Source organism: Pseudonocardia sp. N23 (assembly GCF_002583555.1).
GTDB lineage: Bacteria > Actinomycetota > Actinomycetes > Mycobacteriales > Pseudonocardiaceae > Pseudonocardia.
Genome location: NZ_BEGX01000114.1, coordinates 202,896 through 227,903, shown reverse-complemented (window position 1 = coordinate 227,903; position 25,008 = coordinate 202,896). Strand labels below are relative to the sequence as shown.

Annotated in this window: 21 protein-coding genes, 1 pseudogene and 1 riboswitch; of the genes and pseudogenes, 10 read left to right on the top strand and 12 right to left on the bottom strand. The window is 68.4% G+C overall.

Going from position 1 to position 25,008, the window contains the following annotated elements; all coding sequences use genetic code 11:
- Nucleotides 1-34 precede the first annotated feature (34 nt).
- The 8 genes and pseudogenes from TOK_RS25490 to TOK_RS25455 form a co-directional block, all read left to right on the top strand.
- Nucleotides 35-655 (top strand): alpha-ketoglutarate-dependent dioxygenase AlkB, encoded by a 621-nt coding sequence (locus tag TOK_RS25490; RefSeq protein WP_098960837.1) that lies wholly within the window; start codon nucleotides 35-37, stop codon nucleotides 653-655.
- Nucleotides 656-684: 29 nt separating this feature from the next.
- A complete protein-coding gene (gene nadD, locus TOK_RS25485) occupies nucleotides 685-1,305 on the top strand; it encodes a nicotinate-nucleotide adenylyltransferase (protein WP_098960501.1) in 621 nt (206 codons plus the stop codon).
- A gap of 75 nt (nucleotides 1,306-1,380) precedes the next feature.
- Complete coding sequence (gene rsfS, locus TOK_RS25480; RefSeq protein ID WP_098960500.1) at nucleotides 1,381-1,779, top strand: ribosome silencing factor; 399 nt, start codon at nucleotides 1,381-1,383, stop codon at nucleotides 1,777-1,779.
- Nucleotides 1,776-2,402 carry a histidine phosphatase family protein gene (locus TOK_RS25475; RefSeq protein WP_098960499.1) on the top strand — a complete coding sequence of 209 codons (627 nt, stop codon included), beginning with the start codon at nucleotides 1,776-1,778 and terminating at the stop codon, nucleotides 2,400-2,402. The genes rsfS and TOK_RS25475 overlap by 4 nt, the downstream gene beginning before the upstream one ends.
- The gene (gene octT / locus TOK_RS25470; RefSeq protein ID WP_098960498.1) at nucleotides 2,399-3,151 is read left to right on the top strand and encodes a diglucosylglycerate octanoyltransferase; all 753 of its coding nucleotides are present in this window, start codon (nucleotides 2,399-2,401) and stop codon (nucleotides 3,149-3,151) included. The genes TOK_RS25475 and octT overlap by 4 nt, the downstream gene beginning before the upstream one ends.
- A gap of 126 nt (nucleotides 3,152-3,277) precedes the next feature.
- Complete coding sequence (locus TOK_RS25465) at nucleotides 3,278-4,216, top strand: DegV family protein (RefSeq protein WP_098960836.1); 939 nt, start codon at nucleotides 3,278-3,280, stop codon at nucleotides 4,214-4,216.
- A 212-nt stretch (nucleotides 4,217-4,428) separates the two neighbouring features.
- On the top strand, nucleotides 4,429-5,385 hold the full coding sequence (locus tag TOK_RS25460) for a ComEA family DNA-binding protein (protein ID WP_253258631.1): 957 nt from the start codon (nucleotides 4,429-4,431) through the stop codon (nucleotides 5,383-5,385).
- Nucleotides 5,382-7,634 (top strand): annotated as a pseudogene (locus TOK_RS25455) (DNA internalization-related competence protein ComEC/Rec2); the annotation flags it as partial. The gene TOK_RS25460 and the pseudogene TOK_RS25455, both read left to right, overlap by 4 nt.
- 219 nt (nucleotides 7,635-7,853) lie before the next feature.
- Here TOK_RS25455 and thrC read toward each other — a convergent pair.
- Nucleotides 7,854-9,119, bottom strand: a complete 1,266-nt coding sequence (thrC, locus tag TOK_RS25450; protein ID WP_098960497.1) for a threonine synthase — start codon at nucleotides 9,117-9,119, stop codon at nucleotides 7,854-7,856.
- A 9-nt stretch (nucleotides 9,120-9,128) separates the two neighbouring features.
- Nucleotides 9,129-9,249: riboswitch (SAM riboswitch) on the bottom strand.
- Nucleotides 9,250-9,386: 137 nt separating this feature from the next.
- On the opposite strand from thrC, the gene holA reads away from it, so the two are divergent.
- Nucleotides 9,387-10,376 (top strand): DNA polymerase III subunit delta, encoded by a 990-nt coding sequence (holA, locus tag TOK_RS25445; protein ID WP_216362114.1) that lies wholly within the window; start codon nucleotides 9,387-9,389, stop codon nucleotides 10,374-10,376.
- Between the two features lie 199 nt (nucleotides 10,377-10,575).
- Here the strand turns inward: holA and rpsT are convergent, their stop codons facing one another.
- A complete protein-coding gene (gene rpsT, locus TOK_RS25440) occupies nucleotides 10,576-10,848 on the bottom strand; it encodes a 30S ribosomal protein S20 (protein ID WP_098960495.1) in 273 nt (90 codons plus the stop codon).
- Nucleotides 10,849-11,053: 205 nt separating this feature from the next.
- Here rpsT and TOK_RS25435 point away from each other — a divergent pair, with 205 nt between their 5' ends.
- On the top strand, nucleotides 11,054-11,599 hold the full coding sequence (locus tag TOK_RS25435; protein WP_098960494.1) for an alpha/beta fold hydrolase: 546 nt from the start codon (nucleotides 11,054-11,056) through the stop codon (nucleotides 11,597-11,599).
- 19 nt (nucleotides 11,600-11,618) lie between these two features.
- On the opposite strand, the gene TOK_RS25430 is transcribed toward TOK_RS25435, so the two are convergent.
- The 10 genes from TOK_RS25430 to TOK_RS25385 all read right to left on the bottom strand — a co-directional run bounded on the left by TOK_RS25430 (nucleotide 11,619) and on the right by TOK_RS25385 (nucleotide 24,854).
- Complete coding sequence (locus TOK_RS25430) at nucleotides 11,619-13,295, bottom strand: NHL domain-containing thioredoxin family protein (protein ID WP_253258629.1); 1,677 nt, start codon at nucleotides 13,293-13,295, stop codon at nucleotides 11,619-11,621.
- 938 nt (nucleotides 13,296-14,233) lie between these two features.
- Nucleotides 14,234-14,479 (bottom strand): hypothetical protein, encoded by a 246-nt coding sequence (locus TOK_RS25420; RefSeq protein ID WP_098960492.1) that lies wholly within the window; start codon nucleotides 14,477-14,479, stop codon nucleotides 14,234-14,236.
- A 47-nt stretch (nucleotides 14,480-14,526) separates the two neighbouring features.
- Entirely contained in the window at nucleotides 14,527-15,090 is a 564-nt protein-coding gene (locus tag TOK_RS32035; RefSeq protein WP_141566541.1) for a hypothetical protein, read from the bottom strand.
- 1,731 nt (nucleotides 15,091-16,821) lie between these two features.
- Nucleotides 16,822-17,043, bottom strand: coding sequence for a hypothetical protein (locus TOK_RS32940; RefSeq protein WP_172457778.1), 222 nt, complete (start codon nucleotides 17,041-17,043; stop codon nucleotides 16,822-16,824).
- Entirely contained in the window at nucleotides 17,040-17,951 is a 912-nt protein-coding gene (locus TOK_RS25405) for a hypothetical protein (RefSeq protein ID WP_098960489.1), read from the bottom strand. Before TOK_RS25405 ends, TOK_RS32940 begins: the two co-directional genes overlap by 4 nt.
- A complete protein-coding gene (locus tag TOK_RS32030) occupies nucleotides 17,948-18,136 on the bottom strand; it encodes a hypothetical protein (RefSeq protein ID WP_141566540.1) in 189 nt (62 codons plus the stop codon). Before TOK_RS32030 ends, TOK_RS25405 begins: the two co-directional genes overlap by 4 nt.
- Before the next feature lie 180 nt (nucleotides 18,137-18,316).
- Entirely contained in the window at nucleotides 18,317-18,523 is a 207-nt protein-coding gene (locus TOK_RS25400) for a hypothetical protein (RefSeq protein WP_098960488.1), read from the bottom strand.
- Between the two features lie 230 nt (nucleotides 18,524-18,753).
- Nucleotides 18,754-22,740, bottom strand: coding sequence for a phage tail tape measure protein (locus TOK_RS25395; protein WP_098960487.1), 3,987 nt, complete (start codon nucleotides 22,738-22,740; stop codon nucleotides 18,754-18,756).
- A gap of 1 nt (nucleotide 22,741) precedes the next feature.
- Nucleotides 22,742-23,032, bottom strand: coding sequence for a hypothetical protein (locus tag TOK_RS25390; RefSeq protein WP_098960486.1), 291 nt, complete (start codon nucleotides 23,030-23,032; stop codon nucleotides 22,742-22,744).
- Nucleotides 23,033-23,420: 388 nt separating this feature from the next.
- Nucleotides 23,421-24,854, bottom strand: a complete 1,434-nt coding sequence (locus tag TOK_RS25385) for a phage/plasmid primase, P4 family (protein WP_098960485.1) — start codon at nucleotides 24,852-24,854, stop codon at nucleotides 23,421-23,423.
- Between the last annotated feature and the right edge of the window lie 154 nt (nucleotides 24,855-25,008).

Genomic DNA, 25,008 nt, shown 5'->3' with positions numbered 1-25,008 from the left:
GAACTTACGTTCGAAGACGTGTACCGTGTCCGGCATGGTCATCGACCTCGCCTGGCAGCCGTCGCTGCTCGACGACACCGGACCCGGGCCCGACCCCGACGTCGACCGCGGCTTCGGGACAGTGCGCCGCCACGACCTCGGCGACGGCGCCTGGGTCGACCACGGGTCCGGGTGGCTGCGCGGGGCCGACCGGTTGTTCGCCACCCTCCTCGCCGAGACGCCGTGGTCGGGGCGGACCGTCCGGATGTACGACCGGATGGTCGCCGAACCCCGGCTCACCCACCGCTGGAGGCTCGAGGACGCCCCGGCCGCGCTCGCCGGGCTCGCGGACGTCCTGAGCCGCCGCTACGGCGTCGAGTTCACGCAGGTCGGGGCCAACCTGTACCGCGACGGCGCCGACAGTGTCGCCTGGCACGGCGACCGCGTCGCCCGCGAACTGCCCGAAGCCGTCGTCGCGCTCGTCTCCCTCGGCGCCCCACGCCCCTTCCGGCTGCGACCCACCGATGGCGGGCCCGGCGTCGGTTTCCTGCCCGGCCCGGGCGACCTGCTCGTCATGGGCGGGACCTGCCAGCGCACCCGCCGGCACAGCGTCCCCAAGGTCCGCACCGCGCCACCCCGGATCAGCGTCCAGTTCCGGCACGCCTACCCGCGATGATCGCCCCGGACGTTGTCTAAGCTGCGCCGATGCAGCCCGGGACCGGTGGTGGACGCAGGATCGGTGTGATGGGCGGGACGTTCGACCCGATCCACCACGGGCACCTCGTCGCGGCCAGCGAGGTCGCCGACCGCTTCGAGCTCGACGAGGTCGTCTTCGTCCCCACCGGCCAGCCCTGGCAGAAGACGGCCGAGGAGGTCAGCCCGGCCGAGGACCGCTACCTCATGACGGTCATCGCCACCGCGTCCAACCCGCGGTTCTCCGTCAGCCGCGTCGACATCGACCGCGGCGGCCCCACCTACACCGCCGACACCCTGCGCGACCTGCGCACCCTCAACCCCGACGCGCAGCTGTTCTTCATCACCGGCGCCGACGCGCTCGAGCAGATCCTGTCCTGGCGCAAGCTCGACGAGCTGTTCGAGAACGCTCACTTCATCGGCGTCACCCGGCCCGGATACGAGCTCGACGCGGAGCACCTGCCCGACGGGTCGGTCTCTCTCGTCGAGGTCCCGGCCATGGCGATCTCGTCCACCGACTGCCGCCGCCGGGTCGCCGAGGGCCACCCCGTCTGGTACCTCGTCCCCGACGGTGTCGTGCAGTACATCTCGAAGCGGTCGCTCTACCGGAAGGCCCCCGACCGGCCCAGCTGAGGGCGCCGCACCCGTCCTGGGACAATCGTCGGTGTCGCGCCGTCCCGATCCCCGGGCCGCGCGGGAAGGGGAACCGTGACGGCGACCGATCAGGCGATCGAGATGGCACGCGTGGCAGTAGCCGCGGCCGCGGACAAGAAGGCCGTGGACATCCTGGTACTCGACGTCTCCGAGCAGCTCGTCATCACCGACTGCTTCGTGCTCGCCTCCGCGCCCAACGAGCGCCAGGTCTCGGCGATCGTCGACGGCGTCGAGGAGAAGCTGCGCGCGCACGGCGTCAAGCCGACGCGGCGCGAGGGCACCCGCGAGGGCCGATGGGTGCTGCTCGACTTCACCGACATCGTCGTCCACGTGCAGCACACCGAGGAACGCGGCTTCTACGGCCTCGACCGGCTCTGGAAGGACTGCCCGGTCCTCGACTTCCCGGAGGCGCGCGTGGAGCCCGACGACGACTCCGCCGGCGCGGCCGGATGAGCCTGCGCAGGGTCGTCCTGCTGCGGCACGGGCAGACCGACTACAACGTCGACGGCCGCATGCAGGGCCACGTCGACTCCCGACTCACCGCCGCGGGCCTCGCCCAGGCCCGCGAGGCGGCGCCCGAGCTCGCCCGGTTCAAACCCACCCGGCTGCTCAGCTCCGACCTCACCCGGGCGGCCGACACCGCCGCCGAGGTCTCCGCCGTCACCGGCATCCCCGTCGCGCACGACGCCCGGCTCCGTGAGACCGACCTCGGCGACTGGGGCGGCCGGGCCATCGTCGACATCGAACGCGACAGCCCCGGCTCCATCGCCGCGTGGCGGTCCGACCCTGCGTGGCGCCCGCCCTCCGGCGAGACCCGCATCGAGGTCGTCGCCCGCTCCGTGCCCGTCGTCGAGGAGCTCGACCTCGAGTTCGCCGACGACAGCACCGACGTCACCGCCCTGCTCGTCGCCCACAGCGGCGTCATCGCCGGCATGGTGTCCGGGCTGCTCGCCCTGCCGCACTCGGTGTGGCCCTCCGTCGGCGGCATGGGCAACGCCCGCTGGGCCGTCCTCACCCGCCGCCCCGGCCACACCATGTGGCGCCTCACCGGCTACAACATGGGCTTCAGCCAGTGACGACGGGCGGGTCGGCACTGCTCGTCATCGCCGACTCGCTCGCCTTCCACGGCCCCGAACGCGCCGAGCCCGCCGACGACCCGCGGCTGTGGCCCAACGTCGCCGCCGCCGCGCTCGGCGCCCGCACCGAGCTCGTCGCGGGGGCCGGTTGGACCGCCCGGCACGCCTGGCACGCGCTCACCCACGATCCCCGGGTCTGGGCCGCCGTGCCGCACACCCGCGCGTTCGTCCTCGGCGTCGGTGGCATGGACGCCCTCCCGTCGCCGCTGCCGACCGCCCTGCGTGAGCTCATCCCGGTGCTGCGCCCCGAACGGCTGCGCCACCGGGTCCGTGACGGTTACCTGCGGGCCCAGCCGTGGCTCGCGCGAGCCGGAGCGAGGCTGCCGGGCGGCGGCCCTGTCGCGCTCCCGCCGCGGCTCACCGTCGACTACCTGGAACGGTGCCGGGCCGCCGTCACCGCGCTGCGCCCGGACGTGCCCGTCGTCGCCACCCTGCCCGCGCCGCACCGGGCCGCGGTCTACGGCGGCGTCCACCCGGGCCGCTCCGCCGCCGACCGCGCCACGCGCCGCTGGGCGGCCGCGACCGGGGTCCGGGTACTCGACGTCCCCGCACTCGTCGGTGACCACGTCAGGGGCGGTCACGGCAACCCCGACGGCATGCACTGGGGCTGGGCTGCGCATGCCGCGGTCGGCGCGGCGCTGGCGGAGCTGGTCGGGTCCGTTGTGGACTCGTCGCGCCGTCGTCCGTAGTGGGTGCCGGGCCGTCGTCCGTGAGCTGCTGGGCTCCGTCGCTCGTGACCGTGCTCGGCAGCCGCTCGTGACCGGGCTGCGCCGGATGTGTCCGGATACGGGGTCGAGGCGCTAGGGTCCGTCGTCGTGCCCGTCGCCGTCGTCACCGACTCGACCGCCTATCTCCCCGCCGGACTCGCCGCCGAACGCGGCATCCGCGTCGTCCCCCTCGAGGTCCGGCTCGGCGACCGCAGCGGCCGCGACGGCGACGACATCGGCCCGGCCGAGCTCATCACCGCGCTCGCCGACAAGACCCTCGCCGTCCACACCTCCCGGCCCACCCCCGCCGCCTTCGTCGACGTCTACCGCGAAGCCCTCGACGCCGGTGCCACCGGCGTCGTGTCCGTCCACCTCTCCCGCGAGCTCTCCGGCACCTGGGACGCGGCACGGCTCGCCGCCGAGGAGGTCGGCCCCGACCGCGTCCGTATCGTCGACTCCCGCGCCGTGGCCATGGGACTCGGTTACGCCGTCCTGGCCGCCTGCGACGCCGCCGACGCGGGCGCCGACGGTGCCGACGTCGAGGACGCCGCCGCCGACGTGGCGTCGCGCTGCCGCGTCTTCTTCTCCGTCGACAACCTCGAACGGCTCCGCCGTGGCGGCCGCATCGGCGCCGCCGCCGCGCTCTTCGGGACCGCGCTCGCCGTCAAGCCGCTCCTGCACCTGTCCGAGGGCAGGATCATGCCGCTGGAGAAGGTGCGAACCAGTGCCCGTGCGGCCCAACGGCTTCTCGACCTCGCCGTCGCCGCGGCGGGGGAGGGGGCCGACCTCGCGGTGCACCACCTCGGCGCCGCGGCCCGGGCCGAGGACCTCGCCGCGAGACTGCGGGAGAGGCTGCCGTCGGCGGCCCGGCTGCTGGTCTCGGAGGTCGGTGCCGTGATCGGCGCGCACGCGGGACAGGGGCTGCTCGGGATCGTCGTGGTGCCGCGTCGCGCGGCCCCCGATGCCGGACCCGATGCCGCACCTGTTGTCGACCAGGGCTCCCGCGCGGGCGACGGGACGGCCGAGGCGGGCGTCGCCGAGCGCTGACCGGCCGGGGACCAGGTGGGGCCGCATCCGCCGACGGCCGGCCGTGCGTCCCTCCTCGGGACGCGCGACCCCCGCCGAGCCTTGCACACCTCCCCGACTCGAACCCCACTCCCGGGGTGTGTGGGCCGCAGGCTGTCCACATCGCCGTCAACCATCCACAGTGACCGGTCGAGGTACCGCCGGCACCACCGTCCGCTCCTACCGTCGACCGGGTGACAGGTGTGGTGGATCCCGGACGGCGGCTTGCCGGTGCGCTCGCCGCGCGCCCGCTGCCTGTGGATCCGGCACCGCGCGAACGGCGCGGTCCGCATGCGCGGGTCGGCTCCGCACCGGGCCCTCCGGCGAACGGTGAGGGCGAGTTCTGGGACGACCAACCTGAGTGGATCGTCGAGCCCGACACCGTCGACCTGCCCGGGGCCGTCCCGCCGGCCGCTCGGCCCGGATGGGGTGGGCGGCTGCGTGACCGGTTCCGTCGCCGGCGCGGCGCCGCGGTCCGGCGCTGGGTGCCGGAGCCGGTTCAGCGGGCGCGCCTCGATCCGGGCCGTCCCGGGGCCGTCGCGCTGACGATCGTCACGGCTCTCGCCGCGCTCGCCGCCGCGGTCGGGGTCTGGCTCGACCGTCCCCGGGCCGAAGCGCTCCCGCCCGGGCCGGTGGCCGGCCTCTCGCCGATCGCCGATGCACCTGCGGGTACCGCGCCACCCGGAGGTACACCCGGCGGCCAGATCGTCGTCAGCGTCGTCGGCACCGTCGCGCGGCCAGGGCTGGTCCGGGTGCCCGGCGGCGCGCGGGTCGCCGACGTCGTCGACGCCGCGGGTGGCGTCCTGCCCGGCACCGAGGTCGCGGGTCTGAACCTTGCGCGCCGGGTGTCCGACGGGGAACAGGTCGTCGTCGGCGCGGCCGCCCCCGACGCGGTCGCCCGGCCCGGAACGGCTCCACCGGAACCGGCGACCGGGACGGGGACCGGAGCGGCCGGCGGGAAGGTCGACCTGAACTCCGCGAGCGTCGCCCAGCTCGACGGGCTGCCCGGCGTCGGTCCGGTGACGGCACAGCGCATCGTCGACTGGCGCACCCGCAACGGCCGGTTCAGCCGCGTCGACCAGCTACGCGAGATCGACGGGATCGGCGAGCGCAAGTACGCCCAGCTGCGTGAGCTGGTGGTCGCGGGATGACGGCGGCGGTGCGCGATTCGGTCGACGAGGAGACCGCGGTCCCGCCCGATCTCCGGCTCGTGCCGGCCGCGCTGGTGGTGTGGGCCGTGACGGTGACCGGGCTGCTCGGCGGCGTGGTCGGGGTGGTCGTCGTCGCGGGCCTGCTCCTCGCGGCCGCCGGCGTGCTCGCCCGCCGTGCCCGCGGGCGCCGCTGGGGCGCCGGTGCGGTGGGCGCGCTCGGGTGTGCGGTCGCCGCACTGGTCGTCACCGGGGCGAACGTGGCGTTCCTGGCGGGCCATCCGCTGGCCGCGGCGGTCTCGACCGGGGCATCGGCGACGCTGCGGGCCACACTGACCGACGATCCGCGCCCGGTCCGCCCCGCCGTCGGGGTTCCCGTCGCCGGGGCCCGGCAGGTGACGATCTCCGCCGCGCTGGAGGAAGCGGCCGTCGGGGCCGGAACCTGGACGACGGGCGGGCGGGTACTGCTGATCGCCCCGGCCGAGGGCTGGTCCGGGCTGCTGCCCGGCCAGTCGGTGCGGGCCGAGGGCCTGCTCGCACCGCCCACCCGCAGCGACCTCACGGTCGCGGTGCTGCGGGTCAGGGGCACGCCCGCGGAGGTCACGGCGCCGCCGTGGTGGCAGCGTGCCGCCGGGACGCTGCGCGACGGGCTGCGGACCGCGTCGGGCGTGCTGCCGGACCGGTCGGCGGGGCTGCTGCCGGGCCTGACGGTTGGCGACACCCGCGACCAGTCCCCGGAGGTCGCAGACGACTTCCGCGCCGCCGGGCTCACCCATCTGACCGCGGTGTCGGGGGCGAACCTCGCCGTCGTGGCCGGCGCGGTGCTGCTCCTGCTGCGGCTGCTGCGTGCCGGGCCACGAGCGTGCGCGGTGGGTGCCGGGCTCGCGCTCGTCGGGTTCGTGGTGCTGGCCCGGCCGTCGCCCAGCGTCCTGCGCGCCGCAGTCATGGGCGGGGTGGTGCTGCTCGCGCTGGCCGTGGGCCGCAGGCGATCCGCGGTTCCCGCGCTGGCGGCGACGGTGACGGCCCTGCTGCTGTGGGACCCCCGCCTCGCCGTCGACCCCGGGTTCGCGTTGTCGGCGGCGGCCACCGCGGCACTGGTGCTGGTCGCGCCCGGGTGGGTGCGCAGGCTGCGTGAGCGGGGCTTCCCGTCCGGCGTCGCCGAGGCGCTCGTCGTCCCCGCGGCCGCCGGGATCGCCACGGCCCCGCTGATCGCCGGCCTGAGCGGCACCGTCAGCCTGGTCTCGCTGTCGGCCAACCTCCTCGCCGCGCCCGTCGTCGCGCCGGCCACGGTGCTCGGGGTCCTGGCTGCGCTGCTGTCGGTCGTGAGCCCTGTCGCGGCCCAGGCCTGTGCGTGGCTCGCCGGACCGGAGGTGGCCTGGCTGGTCCTCGTCGCCGACCGCGCCGCCGCGGTGCAGGGCGGGGTCGTCCCGTGGCCGTCCGGGTGGGTCGGGGCGCTGCTGCTGGTCGTGGTGATCGTCGTGCTCGCGGTGCTCGTCCGGTCGCGGCGGCTGCGAGCCCTGCTGGTGGCCGTCCTGGTCGGCCTGCTGCTCGTCCTGGTGCCGACACGGGTCGTCACGCCCGGCTGGCCACCCACCGGCTGGGCCGTGGTCACGTGCGACGTCGGGCAGGGCGACGCGCTCGTGCTCGCCACCGGGTCACCGGGTCATGCGGTGCTGGTCGACGCCGGTCCCGACGACGGCCCGGTCGACGCGTGCCTGGCCAGACTCGGGGTGCACTCCCTCGACCTGGTCGTGGTGAGCCACCTGCACGCCGACCACATCGGCGGGATGTCCGGAGCGTTGCGGGGCAGGGCGGTCGGCGCGATCGCAGTCGGGCCGTCGCGGCAGCCGGGAGCGGCACTGCGACGGCTCGCGGTACAGGCGCGGGAGGCCGGCACCACCGTCGTCGCGCTGGGCCCGGGGCAGCGGCTGGCATGGCCGGGCCTGGTGCTCGACGTGCTCGGCCCGATCCACCCGGCCGCCGACGTCGATCCCGGCGACGGCACCGCCGTCAACGACGGTTCGCTCGTCGTGCGGGCCGGGACCCGGGCAGGTTCGGTGCTGCTGACCGGCGACGTCGAGATCGCGGCCCAGGCCGATCTCCTCGCCGCCCGGGTGCCGCTGCGCGCCGATGTGCTGAAGATGCCCCACCACGGCTCGCGCTACAGCCTGCGCGAGTTCCTCGCCGCGGTGTCACCGAGGGTCGCCCTCGTCTCGGTCGGGGCCGGCAACAGCTACCGGCATCCCGATCCGGGGCTCCTCGACGTCCTCTCCGCGGCCGGGGTCGCCGTGCGGCGCACCGACCACGACGGCGACACCGCGGTCGTCGCGGCACCCGACGGCGCGCCGGGTGACGACGGGCCGTCGCTCGTGTCGCGCGGCGACCCGCTGCCGGGCCGCCGCCGTCGTGGGCGGCCCGGTCGGTGCCGACGGCGGAGCCCGCGCGGGTCCGGGACGCGGCGGACCTCGTCGTCAGCCGCGGGCGGCGAGTGCTTCGCGAACGGCCTTGCTGGTGGCCGCCACGGTGGCGGTCGGGGCGACGCGGTCGGCGACGGCGTCGAGCGTCTTGAGGCCGTCGCCGGTGATGAGCAGGACGGTCTCGGCGTCGGGGTCGATCTTGCCGGCCTCGATGAGCTTCTTCGCGGTGGCGACGGTGACCCCACCCGCGGTCTCGGCGAACACACCCTCGGTGCGGGCGAGCAGCTGGATTCCGTCGCGCACCTCGTCGTCGGAGACGTGCCCGATCGACCCGCCGGTGCGGCGCACCGAGTCCAGGACGTACGGGCCGTCGGCCGGGTTGCCGATCGCCAGCGAGCGGGCGATCGTGTCCGGCTTCACGGGCCGGATGACGTCGTGGCCCTCCTCGAACGCCGTCGCCACGGGGGAGCAGCCGGTCGCCTGCGCACCGAACATCTTGTACGGGGTGGGCTCGACGAGGCCGAGCTTGCCGAACTCGGTGAAGCCCTTGTCGATCTTGGTCAGCTGTGAGCCGGACGCGATCGGCACGACGATCTGCTCGGGCAGGCGCCAGCCGAGCTGCTCGGCGACCTCGTAGCCCAGCGTCTTCGAGCCCTCGGCGTAGTACGGGCGGACGTTGACGTTGACGAACGCCCACTCCTCGTGCTCCGCCGCGAGCTCGGTGGCCAGGCGGTTGACGTCGTCGTAGTTGCCGTCGACGGCCAGCAGCGTGCCGCCGTAGACCGCCGTGGTGAGGACCTTGGCCTTCTCCAGCGACGACGGGATCAGCACGACGGAGTCCCACCCGGCGCGCGACGCCGCCGCGGCGACGGCGTTGGCGAGGTTGCCCGTCGACGGGCAGCACAGCACGGTGAAGCCGAGCTCGCGGGCCGCGGCGAGGGCGACGGCGACGACGCGGTCCTTGAACGAGTGGGTCGGGTTGCCGGTGTCGTCCTTCACCCACAGGGAGCGCACACCCAGGGCGGCGGCGAGCCGGTCGGCCTTGATCAGCCGCGTCATGCCCGGCTCGGTGTTGGCGTGCGACTGCACGTCGGCCGGGACCGGCAGCAGGTCGCGGTAGCGCCAGATCGACTGCGGGCCGGCCTCGATGGACCGGCGGGTGACCGCCGGGAAGTCGTAGGCCACCTCGAGGGGCCCGAAACACTGCGGACAGGCGAACTCCGCCGCCAGCGGCGTCTCGTGGCCGCACTCGCGACAGGCGAGGGCGCGGGCGGAGCCGAGGTCGAGGCCGGTCGTCTGGGCGGACGCAGTAAGAGTCATCGGAGGATCTCCTCATCTTCCCCGCACGAAGCGGGTCGGATTTGGCACCGTGATCGTCACACGCGATGGTCGTGCGACGCCGGTTGCCGGGGTTTCAACGGGCCGTTCCCTCTACCCCTCTGGATGAGCCATGTTCAGTTGTGCCGGGCCGGCGCGTTGCGACAGCGCCGATCTCCGCGACCCACGTTACGACATGCGTGTCGCCGACGCGAAGCCGAGCCCGCGATGTGGGAGGCGGCTCACGCCACCGGCGCGGGCTGGGCCACGATGAGGAGCGTGACCCCTCCGGCAGCCGACGCGACGCCTCCGCACCCGGTACAGCTCGTCGTGGGCGAGGAGGAGCTGCTCGCCGAGCGCGCCGTGCAGGACATCGTGACCCGGGCGCGCGCTGCTGATCCGGACACCGACGTGCGGCGGCTGCGCATCGGCGAGATCGCCCCCGAGGACCTGGCCGAGCACGTCAGCCCGTCCCTGTTCGCGGAGGGTCGCGTCGTCGTGCTCACCTCGGCGCAGGAGGCGAGCAAGGACATGGCCACCGCGGTGCTGCGCTACGCCGCCGAGCCGGCCGACGGGATCGTCGTCGTCCTGCTCCACCAGGGCGGCGCCCGCGGCAAGACGTTCGCCGACGACCTGCGCAAGGCCGGCGCCGAGGTCGTCCGCTGCGACCGGCTCACCCGGGCGGGCGAGCGGGCCGACTTCGTGAAGGCCGAGGTGCGCCGCCTCGGCGGGAAGATCACCGGCGACGCCCTCGAGGTCCTGATGGAGGCCGTGGGCTCCGACCTGCGCGAGCTCGCCGCCGCGGCGGGGCAGCTCGTCGCCGACACCGGCGGTGCGATCGACGACAAGGCCGTGCGGCGCTACCACCGCGGCCGGGCGGAGTCGTCGGGTTTCACCGTCGCCGACAAGGTCGTCGCGGGGGACCGGGCAGGAGCGCTCGAGGCGTTGCGGTGGGCGCTGGTGCTGGGTGTCGCGCCGGTGCTGGTCGCCGACGCTCTGGCCGACGCGGTCCGCACCCTCGCGAAGGTCGGCGCCGCGGGCCGGGGCGACCCCAATCGGCTCGCGAGCTCGCTCGGCATGCCGCCGTGGAAGATCCGCAAAGCCCAGGGGCAGGTGCGGTCGTGGCGGCCGGAGGGCATCACGGCGGCGTTCGCGGCAGCGGCCGAGGCCAACGCGGACGTGAAGGGTGCCGCGGCCGATCCCGAGTTCGCCCTGGAGCGCGCGGTCCGCCGCATCATCGACGCCCGCGACCTCCGCTGACCCGGCGGACCGCCACACCCCGAGTGTCGAGCCACGCCCCACCGAGTTCGACGTCGGAACGGACCGGTCCGGTGCCGGTTCGGCGTGAACGGCGTGCTCTGGTCAGCCGACGGGCCGGACGCGGAGATGCCGAAAGCGCCGTCCGCGGGGTGCGGGCGGCGCTTTCGGGAGTTCGGACCGGCGCCAGGGCGCCGGAGGCTCAGCTCGCGGAGCTGAGGGCGTCCGCGCGCTTGGCGATCGCCGACTTGCGGTTGGCGGCCTGGTTGCGGTGGATCACGCCCTTGCTGGCGGCCTTGTCGAGAGCCTTGGCCGCAGCGCGCTGCAGCTCGACGGCCTTCTCGGTGTCACCGGCCGCCTCGGCCTCACGGAAGCGGCGGATCGCGGTGCGGACCGACGACTTGACCGCCTTGTTGCGCTGGCGGCGCTTCTCGTTGGTCTTGACCCGCTTGATCTGGGACTTGATGTTGGCCACGCGTCTGCCTCGAGTCTTCCTACCTGGAACGTGTACGGGGGGCCGGCGTTACGACCCGTACCGCGGATCGTGAGACCCGGATCGAGCGAGCACGCCGTGCGCTCGGTCATTCATGTTAACAGCGGTCCCGCCGCCCCCTCACACACCCCCGTCGGGTGATGCTCGGAGGCGCGAAACCGTGGGCCCTGGTGGCTACGGTTCACCCATGACCGTAGTCCTCGTGCACGGCAACCCGGAGACCGCCGCGATCTGGGGCCCGCTGGTGGACCACCTGGGCGACGACGACCCGGTGGTGCGGCTGTCGCCCCCGGGCTTCGGCGCCCCGGTGCCCGACGGGTTCGCGGCCACGTGGGAGGCCTATCGGGACTGGCTGGTCGCGGAGCTGGGTGCGGCGCCGGTCGTGCAGCGGGGGCAGGGGCTCGCGGCGCAGGGCATGGACGCGGGGGTGGCCGACAAGGTCGCCGCGGCGTTCGATCCCGCGATGGGCGAGTGCATCCTGCGGCTCTACCGGTCGGCCGCGCAGCCGGCGATGGCCGATCTGGGCGGCGGGCTGGAGGCCGCGGCGCAGGTGCCGGGCCTGGCGCTGGTGCCGACGGAGGACCCGTACGTCGGTACCAGCGAGCAGAAGGCACGCGCCGCCGCCCGGGCGGGTGCCCGGGTCGAGGAGCTCGACGGGCTCGGGCACTGGTGGATGATGCAGGACCCGGCCCGCGGGGCGGCGGCACTCACCCGGTTCTGGTCGGGGCTCTGACCCCACGCTCGGAGCGGGATCAGACGGCCCGCAGGTCCAGCGTCAGGGTTGTGGGCGCGTCGTCGACGATCACGACCGGGATGCCCCAGTCCTGCTGGTAGCGGTGGCACGCCGCGTAGATGCCGTCGCCCTCGTCGCAGGCCGCGGCGGCGACGCTGATCGAGAGCACCCCCTCGGTGACGTCGCCGGCGAGCTCGAGCGTGCGCACCAGGCCGGGCGCGGTGCCGGCCCCGCTCACCAGCAGGGACGGCGGGGACGCGGTGACGGTCAGCGACGTCGGGTCGCCGAAGCGGTCGTCGAGGTGCTGGCCCGACGGCGGGGTGAAGGCGACGGTGAGCTGCAGCGGGCCCGGCGCGAGGTCGGTGCGGGCGCGGCGGACGCGATGGGCGCCGGCGTCGACGCGGGCCCCGGCGGGGATCGGCATCCGCACGAGCCGGTGCGCGGCCGACTCGACGACGACGAGCGTGTCCCCGTCGACGAGCACGTCCGAGGGTTCGGCCAGGTCGCGCGCGAGCGTCGTCACGGTGCGGGTCGTGGGGTCGTAGCGGCGGATCGCGCCGTTGTAGGTGTCGGCGATCGCGACGGACCCGTCGGGCAGGACGGCGACGCCGAGCGGGTGCTGCAGCAGGGCCTCGTCGGGGGCGGGGCCGTCGCGGAACCCGAAGTCGAACAGGCCGAGCCCGACGGCCGTCGTGACGGCGGCCCCGGCGGCGGGGGCGGCGACGACGGAGCGCAGTGCGGAGGTCTCGGGGTCGGCGACCCAGAGCGTGCCGTCGGGGCCGGCGGCGAGGCCGGAGGGCTGGGCGAAGAACGCGTCGGAGGGCGGCCCGTCGCGCAGGCCCTCGTTGGTCGTCCCGGCCAGCACCGACGACTGGCCGGTGCGCGGGTCGAACGACCACAGCTGGTGCGACCCGGCCATGGCCACGACGACCTGCCCCTCCCACCACGCGACGTCCCACGGTGTCGAGAGCTCCTCGGCGGTGTCGCCGACGGCGACCCGGTCGCGCAGCTGCACACCGGTTCCGGCGACCCTGCGCAGCTCCCAGGACGACAGCGACAACCCTTGCAGCGCATGGTTCACCGAGTCGGCGACGACGACGTCGTAGCCCACCTCGGCGGCGACGTCGGTGGGCAGCGCGACGAGCCCCTGCGGTTCCGACAGCGGCCCGCGCACGCCGGTGCCGATCCGCCGGCGCTCGGTCACGAGGTCCGCCTCCAGCTCGACGAGCTGGTGGTGCGCGCTGTCGGACACCAGGAACGTGCCACCGGGAAGGGCGATCACCTTGCCGGGGAAGCGCAGCGCCGTCCGCGGCTCCGGGGGTGCGACGTAGGGGCCGTCGCCGCGGTGCAGCGTCCCCGCGGCCTCGTGCTCGGCGACGAGCTCGCCGATGAGGACGTCGAGACCGTGGGCGTGGCCCTCGCCGGACATCTGGGCGACGACGTAGCCCGTCGGGTCGACGACGACGAGCGTCGGCCAGGCGCGTGCGGCGTAGGCGTCCCAGGTGGTGAGGGTGGGGTCGTCGAGGACCGGGTGCCCGACGCCGTAGCGCTCGACGGCGGCCTCGACGGCGGCGGGCTCGCCCTCGTGCACGAACTTGGGGGAGTGCACTCCGACGGTGACGAGCACGTCGGACCAGCGCTCCTCGAGCGGACGCAGCTCGTCGAGGACGTGCAGGCAGTTGACGCAGCAGAACAAGGGTTGGAGTACATCTTGTCTCGCCGCAAAGCTGCACGTCACAGACTCACGGGTCACGGTCAGTGGCACCACCCGACACCTCGACGCCGGACGCGTCGGGTCGCACTGCTCGTCGTTGCAGTACTGCTCATCCTCGCCGCAATCGTCACGACGGTTGTCGTTGCTTGTGCTGAGGACAGCGTGCGCCTCAAGGTCGACACCGTGACCGTTGTCGGTGTCAGCGACCGCACTTGGACGTGTCTCCGAGATCGGGGGTACGCGGGCACCCCGGGAGACGGTTTGGAAGCACTGAGCGTCCCGTTCGACCAGCTCCACGAGTGCGCTCGTGGGGACACGCTGAGCGCGTAACGCGCGATCGTGCGCAACCGACCAACCTGCGACCGAAAGGAATCAACACATGTACTGCTGTGACCGCTGCGGCGGGGAGGTCTCTGTTCCCGAGCACCTCACTGGGGGCGACGACTGGTCCGACGACTTCGTGATCATGTTTGACGCGCATGTGAGATACCGCTTCGAGCTGCACGAGCGGGTGTGCGCGGGATGACCGCGTGGCGACCTAAGCGAGCCGGTGACTCAGTGGAGGGTGTCGTCACGGCGATCGAGCACACGACGTCCCTGCACACATCGGACCCGATCCCGGTGGTTCACCTGCGTACCGACGCGGGGGAGCCGGTCGCAGTTGCTTGCTATGCCGCTGGACTCCGCGCGGAAGTGCATCGGGTGAGTCCCGGAGTCGGTGACCGCTTCGCGGTTCGGTACGACGGGAAGCGCGTGAGCGTCAACGCACGCATGGTGTTCCACGACTACAGGTGCTCAGTGGAAGCCGCGTAGCACGACCCTGCGACGCAAGAGAACCCCCGAACCTGCTGGTATCAGGTTCGGGGGTTCTTTGTTGGGGTCGGACACCCCCGACGCGAACGACCCCGCGAGCGAGTGTGTCAGAAACCCCGCGCGTTGCGGACGTTGATCCACTCAGCGAGCGGGAGCGTGTCGCTCGGTTCCCCGTACAGGGCAGCTCGCTTCCCCGCCGCATAGGCGACCATAAGATCAGTCGGAGCGTGCTCACCTGCACTGACGCACACCGCTTCACGCTCGCTGAGGTAGTCGATTGCAGGGATGGGGAGTTGCACGCACTCCACACCGTCAGCGGTGAGGATGTGCGCGGGAACCTCGCTGAGCTTCATGCGCGTCACCGTAGCGGATGAAGCTGACAAGTCTCACTCACCGCGGACTAATAGCGGTCGGGGAATATTTGCCTCAGAATGTCCTGATCCATCCCGATGAAATCTGCTGAACGACCCAATTTTCCGCCAATCGCAGCGAACTGTTCGCGGGTGATTTCGACGATTGGGAGCGTCCCCCAGCGGAACCAGGGAACCATAGCGTTGTCTATACACATGTACCCGACCACCCCGAGACCCTCCGTGGTCATCGGCGAGTCAGGGAGGATCTTCGCTTTTCCGGGTGGAAAATTGAGCAACGATGTCGCGTTAGCGGTCGAATCCCCGTTCTGTATCCACACTGACAGAGCATGGACTGGGACGTTTGAGTCGTTAGCGACGGTGTAATGTGTGTCCCACTCCGTGACCCAAACTCCCAGCTTTGAAATCTGTTCAGCACGCTTGTCTTGCTTGAGTTCAGCGAGCTGCTCACCTTGCCGCTTGAAACTCCGGAAAGCGAACCAACCGCCGATACTCGCGACGAAGAACGCCGCGACTCCCGTCCACGCAGACACCTGCGCTGAGAGCGTCCCCCAGTCCGCTCCGAGTATCGCGACTACCTGACCCGTGATCATCGCGCAACTCTACTGGGTGAACGCAGAAATCCCCCGCACCTGGGTGACCGGGTGCGGGGGATTCAACTTGAGTTCTTGCGACTATTGCACGAGCGACACAGCACCCGCAGGAGACCCGAGCCATTCCCGCTCGCAGCTACCGACACCACGTGATCCGCGGTGAGGTCGCTGCTCGCGTGTGACTCGACTTGGTATCCGGGACACCAGTCACCGAATTGTGCGCGGTGCGCTGCGACCACTTGAGCGCGTCGCTTCTGCTCCGCGTAGGTGCGGGTGCGCTTCGTCGGTGTCGTGCGTCGCTGGTGGGAGTCGAGCTGCGACGCGTGGTGCGCGCACCTCCCGAGACGGTGCACCGGGTCTCCGCAACCCAGCTCGCGACAGGGACGCTTGGTGACTCTGCGGCTCACTGCTGCTCTGCTCGCTGGTGTTCGATGTTCTCCCGCAACATCTGCTGGTCAGCGGGAGATGGTTTCTCCCACGAGCGAGCTACCGCAATCCAGTCATCCGGGTAGCCGGTTCCTAGCTTGCGCGGGGTGTAGAAGCAGCAATACCGGTGATCGGGGAACTCCGGACATGGTTTCGCGTTCGGTGGTCGCACATAGCTCACTTCGCTCCCTCAGTCACAGCGACTCCATGAAGTCATCCCACGAGTCGCCCGCGTCACCGAGCGAGTAGGTGAGACCTAGGTTCTTCGCTCCCACCGCAGACAACCCCAGGTCGCTGCGAGCACCTCGGAGCTGCGCGAGCATCGGAGCGGTGGGACTCGTCTCGCAGCGGATCGACAGTCGAACGAACATCGCTAGCTCGCGGACAACTCCGCGCTTGGTCCACCACTCATTGAGTGGGTGCGTGTTCCACAGCTCATCCCAGTATTCGAGTTCAGGAGACTTCGGGTCTCGCAAGGGGAATGGTGGAATTGGAATACTTGGATTACGGGTAATGGTATCGGGTGAAATCCCGCGACCCGCAACGTTCGTGTTATTGCGTACTCGTGCAGGCATACTGATCCAATAGTAACGATTCGGTAACGTCTATTGCGGGATGCGTCGCGATCCCGAGCGGCGTCGGAGTCACAGCTCATCACGGGGAGCGATCCCCTTCCCCGCGGCGGGGGCGCCTTGTGGGTGGGGGAGGGGCTACCCCACCCCCGGGCGCCCCGGTGGCTCGCAAAGCAGAGTGAACAATGCAATCAATCGATCAATCAATGCAGCATGAATGCATTGTTCACTCTGCTATCTGTTAGCTCAGTCGCTCATATACTTCGCGACCATGCGTCGCTCTAGCCGCACCGCGCGTGCGTACCCGAGTAGCGATCCGAACCAGAGTCCACCGACGAGACCAACGAGCAACGTCATCGCACACCTGGTCGCACCGTGAACGGACGCTTGCGTACCGATGGAGGGGTGAGCATCAGCACCTCGCGTGACGTCAGCGCCAAACCTGACGCAGCTGAGCTAGTCAGCTCGTAGCTGTAGTTCGGGAACGTCTCAGCCCGGACCCCGATACCGCCGGTGCCGACGGAGGTGAGAGCGCGAGCCACCACCTGCGCCGCTACCGCAACCACAGCGTCGGTGCTCAGGAGTCCGTCAGCGATCCACGAGTCAACCTGCGGGAGTCGAGACCGGATCAGCGCTGACACGTCATCGCACAACGCGGACACCTGTTGCAGCTCAACACCTTCGTAGCTCGTATCGAGTCGCACCGCGAGGTCATCAGGTGTCACGAGCGCAGTCACTCGGTACCGCCGGTACCAGCTGCGGGGGTCACGGTCTGACGGGTGCCGTTCTCCCACTCCCGGACAACCTGAGCCGCCACTTCGTCACCCCGCTTCGCACGAGCGCGCAGCTCGCCGAACAGCAGCGTCCCGGGTTCAGCTGCGTACACCTCGACCTGAGTCGCGGAACCCGGGTGGTTGACGCGTTGGTACAGCTCGCGACCGTTCTCGACGCTCACGCGTCACCATCCACGATGCGAGCAGCGATGTCCGGGGTGACATGGAAGCGGTACTGCGTGGGACCGCCGACGCTCGCAGTTGCGGTCTCCCACCTACCGCAAGCAACCTGCTCAGCGTGCTCACGCTCTCTGTCACCGAGCATGGGAGAGAGCAGAACGGAGCGCGCATGATCACGCTCAGCCTGATCTTGCTGTTCCTGCGCAAACTCATCCGTCGTGGGAACCCACACCCCGAACTCCCCACCGAAGGGGAGAGCTGCGAACTCCCGCAGGTAGGCGAGGTCAAACACTGGACGAACCACCGCGATATGGGTCGACACCCTCCAATGCGTTGACGACTCGTGCAGGGTGCGCAGGTCGAAACCCCGCACGTATCCGTGAAGCTCCACGGTGGTCGAAGCGAGCATGTCATCTCGCAGGCACAAGAGCTTCCACTGAGCCTGTCGCGCAGCGTGCAGCTCCCGGGTGAGCGCGGTGACCTGCTTCCACTCACCCGCGAGACCGAAGTTGATCACCTCAAGCTCACTGCTCACTGAACCAAGAGCGGGGAGAACCTCTCGCGCGCGCTCGTGGATGCGCTGAACCTCCGTGCGGACGACCTCAAGCGCGCTGTCTACGCCGGTAGAGAGTAGCGACGGACGACCCTGCTGGAGCGAGGTCAACGCGGTGTGAGCTGCGTCCTGCGCACGCTGACGTGCACCGTCCGTCTGTACATCCTGAGCCGCTCGCGTCATCAGCTCATCAGGGTCAACGTTGCCGCTGACCACCTCCGCGAGAATATCCATGCGCCGGGGAACCGCGTAGTTGTTCCTCACTGCGTCGTAAAGCTTCTGTGCGCGACTGACCTGCTCGTCCAGCTCGCGAACACCGGGGATCGCAGCAATAGCGTCATCGTAAATCGTGCTCAATGTGTTTCAACCTCATCGGTTTCGATATCGGCGGGAAGCTCATGCTGAGCTTCCACCTGGTTAACCTTTTCAATCGCAGCATCCTTGAGGAACCTGCTGCGGGAAATCCCGAGCGCGTAAGCCGCTCGAATAATGCGCCGGTGGAGTCGTGGAGAAAGCGTCACCCACACCCGCGCGTTACTCACGCGGACTCTCTACGATGCCGTTACGAGTCGACATGTAGTCATGCCAACTTCGATACGTCAAGTGAAGTGTCTGCGAATGGAATCCGTTTCCATCCCACTTGCAGCCGTTGCAGCGACGCTCGACCTCTTGAGTCTCAGTCCGCTCAAACATTCTTTCCCCTGCAAGCGCGTACCGTTTCCTCACAGGTACTCGCTCCGACCGTAGTAACCGTCATCGTCGTCGGGGTGCCACGGGAGTTGAACTTCCTCCGGCTCGTAAGGCTTCATGATCATCGCTTCGTGTTCGACAACATGCTCAATCCACTGAGCCGGTGACATTCCGTAGTTCTCCGCGCACGCAACGATGTCGTCGTACACATCAGCGTTGAACCACACTTCCAGTCTCACCGGCGCCCCACTTGCGGAATATCCATCTCGTTGCGCACCGCTGCTGTGACGAACTCGCGAAGCGTCATCCTGCGCCGCTTAGCCTCCGTGCGAACCTGCTGAGCAAGCTCGCGAGCAATCCAAACCGTCATATTCAGTTGTTCCTGTGTTAGTGGAATGAAGTGACGGGGATGAGCGCGTGACTCATCCCCGTCACCTTGTTAACGACTGCCAGGGGTACCCAGCCGCGCCTATCTGCTAAATGCACCCAATTGGCTCAACGTGCGAAGCTCCCGCGTGAGAGTTGCGGAAGCACGCTCAGCAATCGGGTTGTTGACCGTCTGCTGAATGAGCACCTCGCGTCCGCTGCTCACCGCGCTGATTAGCTGTGACAACTGCTGCGGGGAGAACTCCGCAACACTCGAACCGTTGAACCGAACATTACGAGCGATAGACGAACGCAGCGACTGAGCGAACCCACCATCAGCGAAGTTGCGCGTCACCGAGTAGCCCATGCGCCGCGCGGTCTCTTCGAAGATCGCAAGCGAGCGCGGAGACTTGTTGATCGGAATGTACGCTTCGTCATCCTTCACGCGGTCACCGACGACCCTGTAAGTACGCGGAGGAACAATCTGTGCGTAGGGAGACATCTTCCGCAGCGTGTGACCATTGAACTTCATCCCACCCGCAGCGAACCCGAGAACACTCCCGTTCGCTTGCGCGGAGACAATGTCACCCTGCGCCTTCGGACCAACGACAGCAGTCGTCACCGTGGCGCTGATGTTCATGAGCACCGTGCGAGACGCAGCAAGGATCGCAGCGGAGATAGCTCGCATCGCTGCGGAGTTGTCACCCGCGATCTTAATGGTTCCCGTTTGACCATTCGCGTAGGTTACGGTTCCATTAATAGAACCGTCAGCCGGATTCCGGTTACCGTCAATCGTAATGGTCCCCTTAGAACCATCCGCGAAGACAACCGCAGACTGAACCTTCTCATTCACCAGTGACGGTTCACCGTCGAGCTTGATGTTTCCGGTTGAACCATCAGCGAACGCGACTGACTCAACGATGGTTCCGTTCACCTTTGTCGGATCACCGACAAGGGAAATCTTTCCTTCCTTGCCGCTGATGCTCGCGATGAACGCGTCAAGCTGACGACCCGCTTCCTCAGTGGGAGCGGTGATCTTGACGGTTCCATCCTTGAGGTGCTCCACCTTGAACCCGAAAGTCTCAAGCTTCTGCTGAGCTTCCTCAGTAATGGAGCGGATGGTCACACTCTTGCCCGCAGGGAGCTTCCCGATTTGCGCGTCGAGGGTGATCAGTTCCGCAGTCACACCCGTTGCGTTAGTGCGGAAAATAGTTTCCGCAGCAGCAGGGATCAGACCAATTTGATTCGCGAGTGCCTCAGCAGCTTCGCGGCTACCAAGTGCAGCCTCAGCCTGAGCAACGAATGCCTCACGTGACTTAGCCATCGCGTCGCGAGCTGCAACCGCACCCGACTCCACGGAGCCGGTGAACTTGAGTGCATCCTGACCAGCTTGTTGAGCGCTCTTACCGGCTGCTGCTGTGACGTCGGAGAGCATCTTGAGAACCGGTGCGGTTGCGGTTGCTCCGTCTTTCAGTGTCTCGAATGCCTTGTTGTCACCGAGCAGCTTTAGAGCGTTGTCGAACGTCGCAGACGCGGTCGCTGCATCACGTGCAGCCTTACTAGCGTCCGCGAACTTTCCTGCCGAATCACCAAGCAGGGAACCGACTTCACCGATAGGACCAACCAGCTTCGCGAGTTCCTGACGCAGATAATCCGCACCAGCACCACTCGCACCCTGCATCTCCGCGAACTTCGCAAACGCCTGCTCGTTACCGATAGCAGCATCCGCGAGCAGGTCAAGCGAACCTCCTGCATCCTTGTAGGATTGCAGGAGCGACCCGTTCCACAGATTGGAGGTTTCCAGCACACCACGCGCCTGGTTGTGCAGCGTGAGGTTCACCGACTCAAGAGCAGCCTGGTTGCCGGTGGTCGCGTCAACCCAGACCTTCGAGTCAATACCTAGCTTCGCAATCGCGGAGCTGAGCGACGTCGTCCCATCCTTGAGCTTCGTGTTCGTCAGCTCTTGCGCCTGAATCGCACGCGTCGCATCAGTGGCAGCACCCGTGACCTGGTTTAGCGAGCCCTTGAGATTGTCAATGGCTGCCTGGTGCTGCTGCGCCTTTTGTGCAGCCTCAGCGTTCTTCTGACCGAAGATGGTCAACGCTGCACCAGCAGCGATGAGCACCGCACCCCAAGGACCACCCAGGGCACCAAGCAGCCCAGAGAACCCGACGCGCGTAGCCGTCGCAGCAGCCGCACCCAGACCACCCAGCACACCGGTGAACCGGGTAGCCGCACCGATCGCACCAGAGAAGTGAGTGCTCGTGCTCGCGACGCCGGTACCGAAGTTCGTGATAGCGGTACGCGCGGTGTTGAAGCTGCTCCCGATGGCAGCGATACCGGGGGAGCGCTCCGCAAGGGTGCGCATCCCAGCGGTCAACGTGCTGATCGGAGCACCAGCACCCGCAGCACCCGCGCGGATAGCGCCCATCTGGTTCGTGAAGCCGCGCGCCGCTTCGACCGCGCGACCCTGCGCCGTTTGGTAGGCAGCGGTGACGCTCGCGAGCCGACTGATCGGCTGCCCCAGCGAGGTCGCCATTGCGCGTTGGGTGCGCATCGCTTCGGTGAAGTTGAGTAGCTGCGTCGGACGCAGCGCGTTCACCGCTTGACCCAGTCGCGACGTTGCACCCGCGGTTGTGTTCAGGAAGCCGCTCACTGCGCGGAACGCGAGGAACGCGAGCACCGCTGTCTGAACCGGACCTGGGAGCGCAGAGAACGTCTTGAGCACCCCGCCGATCAGCGACCCGATGGGACCCAGCACCCGCGACACGAACTCCACCGCGCCCGCGAGACCCGTCAGCACGCTCGTGACGAGACCGACCTCACCAGCTCCACCCTTGAAGCTGTCGAACACCGCGCGGATACCCGACGCGACCGGAGCAGCAGCCACCTTGAGGTTGGTAAGCGTCTGCGTCGCCTTATCGAGCGCAGCTTGCAGCGGACCCGCAGAGACACCCTTGCCGCTCAGCAGGTCAGCGAGACCACCGAGACCCCCAGCGCCCGCAGTAGCAAGCTGCGCAAGCGGACCCTTGATCAAGTCATAGATGGAGAGCGCGAGGTCTTGCGCGTTCCCTTCAAGCTGATCCATCGCACCCGAGAGACCCTGCGAGTTCGCAGCAGCAGCCTTCTGAGCCGCACCCTGCTCACGAACCGCAGTACCCAGCTCGCGGAACTTCTCAGTCCCCTGCGACGCCAGCACGTTCGCCGCAGACATACCCTCAGCCCCAAAGGCTGTTGCCGTAGCTGCGGTGAACTCCGCGTCAGTCAGGCGCCCCTTCGCTTCGGTGAGCTGACGGGTGATCGCTTCGAGACCGACGAACTTCCCCGACGCATCGAACGCTTGGATGCCGAGTTCCTGCATCGCAGCAGCCGCAGGCTTGCTCGGTGCCGCGAGCGACGCGAGCACACCGCGCAGCGCGGTACCCGCAGAGGAGCCCTTGATGCCTGCGGTGCTGAGCATCGCGAGCGCCGTAGAGGTGTCCTCAAGACTGATCTTGAGACCCGCTGCGGTGGGAGCGACGTACTCAAGCGACGCACCCAGGTCGCGGATGTCGGTGGTGCTCGCATTCGCGGTAGCCGCGAAGACGTCGGTGACACGAGTCGCGTCAGCAGCAGACAGACCGTAGGTGTTCAGGGTGTTCGCGAGCAGGGAAGCAGCTTCCCCACCATCCATCATCCCCGCGCGAGACAGAGCGATAGCGTCGCGAGCGACAACCATCGAGTCACTGACGCTCAGACCAGCCTTAGCGAGTTCCTCAATAGCGCTCGCAGCATCCTGCGAGCTGGTGCCCGCGAGCGTCGCATCCGATCCCAGCTCACGAGCACGAGCAGCAACCTGCTGCATCGCAGTCGCACTCGCGCCGCTCGTCGCCTGAATGCGCGAGAGCGTGGAATCAAACTCGTTTCCCACCTTGACGACACCCGCGAGACCGAGACCCGCAGCAATCGCGCCGCCACCAATCGCAGCACCGATGAGCTTTCCAGCTCGATCCGCGATGCTCGTGGTTCCGCGCAGACCTGCTTGAAGCTGCGACCCGAAGAGTCGCAGGTCCGGGCGCACGTCGATGAGAATCGTGCCACCGGCTGCCAAGTCAGATCACCCCCGCGAACATCTCTTGGGTGAATCCCGCAGCGATGAAGACGCTCAGATTCAGCTGAGTCGCATGCGGTCCAGGGTGATCCGCGATAAGCTCGCGAAGTCGCGCACCACGTTCGTCCAACACGATCATGTCGAACACAGAGTCAAAGTCCTGCGATGCGACGAGTGCACGCAGCGCAGCAAGCTCGTCGGAGTTGAAGTCGCAGCGGATATAAAAGCGTTCCCCGCGGAGGATGACACCTTGCGGCTCAAGCTCCGGGAGCGTGTCTGTGAGGTTGATCAACGTGCACCTGGTATTCAGTTATCAAAGATCAGGGAGCCACCCCGCACCTACGGCAAGGGAAGTTGCTAGGTGCGGGGTGACGTGGTTGCCGGTTGGTTGCACTCGATACATCGAGTTCATGTACTCGATAATCTGAGGCTCGCGACCCTTTGACCTGCGGATACTCGGTGCATTCGCTGCACTCGATAATTCGGGAGGTTCGGTCGCGGTGTAGTACTACCAGTAGCAGGAGTACCTGTAGCTTCTAGTATCTATAGTCTCTAAATATCGAATATATCGAGTACAACGAGTTCAGACAGTAAAACTGCTGGTCAGAGGTTCGCGAGTTGCACTCGATAACCTCCAACACCGAGTGCGGGAGGCGAGTTATCGAGTGCAACCGCGCGGGTCACGCAAGCTTGCGGAGACCTGTGACTCCCTTGACAGTTCCGCGGGAACCGTCGGGTCGCGGGAGGTTGTCGACTTCCTCCACACCTTCGCGACCGACAACCGCAAGCACGCGCTTACGAATCTGCCGGTCGCTGATGGGTGGAGCGGTGACGTTCTCGCGCCGCCACTCGGAGTACGCGTTGAACAGGTCGCGGGTGAGTACCGAGTCTCCCGCGTCCCGTGTCACTTCGTAGGTGTCGCGGATAAACTGGAGTAGCGGGTCACTGTCTTCGCGTGCGGTCTCCGTCGCTTGCTTCACCTGCGTCGGCATTTCGAGACCCTGCGTGATGTAGCCGCGAAGTCCGGCGAGCAGCCAGTTGAGCACCCCCGGCAACTCGTGCTCGAAGATGCGACGTTCCAACCCCGTGTCTTCGCGTCCCTCAAAGCTCTCGGTGAACGGGATTTCCCGGTACCTGGTCCAGAACGCCACTTCACCGTCAGGAACCGCCGGCTTGAAGTTGGAGGTCATCACGAGCGTGTGAGTCGGAGCAAAGGTGGTCTCGTCCTCACGCATGTAGCGTCCGGTGATGTCGTCACCCCCGGTCAGACTCTTGACCGACGCGACGTCCCACTTGCTATCGCGGTCCAACTCCTGCGCGAGACAAACGCGGTGACCCTTGAAACTCATCAGCTCCGTCTTGTGGTCCTCGCGACCACCTTGCAGCAGGATATTCTTGGAGACGGTGGTCATGTATTCACCAAGAACTTTTTGAATAACGCGGACGAGCGCACCCTTCCCGTTCCTCCCGGTACCGGTGAAGACTGCGAACACCTGGTTCTTCTCGTCACCGCGCAGCGCCATCCCTAGCAGCTTCTGCGTGTACCACCGGGTTTCATCGTTAGGGAGCACCTCGCGGATGAACTTCTCGAACTCAGGTGCCTGAGCGTCCGTGTCGTATCGCGTTCCCGCAGTCTTGGTAAGCATGTCCGCGGGATCAGCTGGTCGGAACGTCACGTCTCGTAGGTCAATGGTCCCGTTAGCGACGTTGAATAGCAGTGGGTTGCGGTCAAAATCGTCTCTGCTGCGGGTGACTGTTGGGAACGTGCGCAGGACACGGGGGACACTGGTGAGCCGCTCTGCGGACCGCAGCCACTCTGTCGCCTCCACCTGATTCCCGTTGTTCTCGCGGATCGCTACGGTGTTGTCGAACACCTTGCGCAGCTCGTGTCCGAGAAGGGTGCTACCCGCGGTGGTGTTCCACCGCGATCCGTCGTAAGTCCACCACTTTTCGACCTCTGCGACCCAGAAGAACTTATCTGATGCTTCTTTGATGACGTGCTCTGCGAGGTCGGTATCAGTAGCTCGGATAACGGTGGGAGGATTGTCACCAAATGAAAATGAGCCGTCGGAATTCTCCGTCAGAATCTCGGTGCTATAGTCCGTCAGTGTCATATGAAGTTGTACTTTCCTGTTGGTGACCACCGCGCACGGTTCGCGCGAGTCCTGCTAGGGGTGAAGCACCCGGGGTGGAGCTGATGAGTTCCTTAGGCTCATCAGCTCCACCGCGAACCGACACAGGACAATCGGTTCTCCGGGGAGACTTGGT

What these genes read in the sequence shown, in the direction of transcription:
- TOK_RS25490 (WP_098960837.1), top strand. Translation starts at nt 35, where the DNA reads ATGGTCATCGACCTCGCCTGGCAGCCGTCGCTGCTCGACGACACCGGA.
- nadD (WP_098960501.1), top strand. Translation starts at nt 685, where the DNA reads ATGCAGCCCGGGACCGGTGGTGGACGCAGGATCGGTGTGATGGGCGGG.
- TOK_RS25475 (WP_098960499.1), top strand. Translation starts at nt 1,776, where the DNA reads ATGAGCCTGCGCAGGGTCGTCCTGCTGCGGCACGGGCAGACCGACTAC.
- thrC (WP_098960497.1), bottom strand. Translation starts at nt 9,119, where the DNA reads ATGACTCTTACTGCGTCCGCCCAGACGACCGGCCTCGACCTCGGCTCC.
- holA (WP_216362114.1), top strand. Translation starts at nt 9,387, where the DNA reads ATGAGGAGCGTGACCCCTCCGGCAGCCGACGCGACGCCTCCGCACCCG.
- TOK_RS25435 (WP_098960494.1), top strand. Translation starts at nt 11,054, where the DNA reads ATGACCGTAGTCCTCGTGCACGGCAACCCGGAGACCGCCGCGATCTGG.
- TOK_RS25420 (WP_098960492.1), bottom strand. Translation starts at nt 14,479, where the DNA reads ATGAAGCTCAGCGAGGTTCCCGCGCACATCCTCACCGCTGACGGTGTG.
- TOK_RS32035 (WP_141566541.1), bottom strand. Translation starts at nt 15,090, where the DNA reads ATGATCACGGGTCAGGTAGTCGCGATACTCGGAGCGGACTGGGGGACG.
- TOK_RS25385 (WP_098960485.1), bottom strand. Translation starts at nt 24,854, where the DNA reads ATGACACTGACGGACTATAGCACCGAGATTCTGACGGAGAATTCCGAC.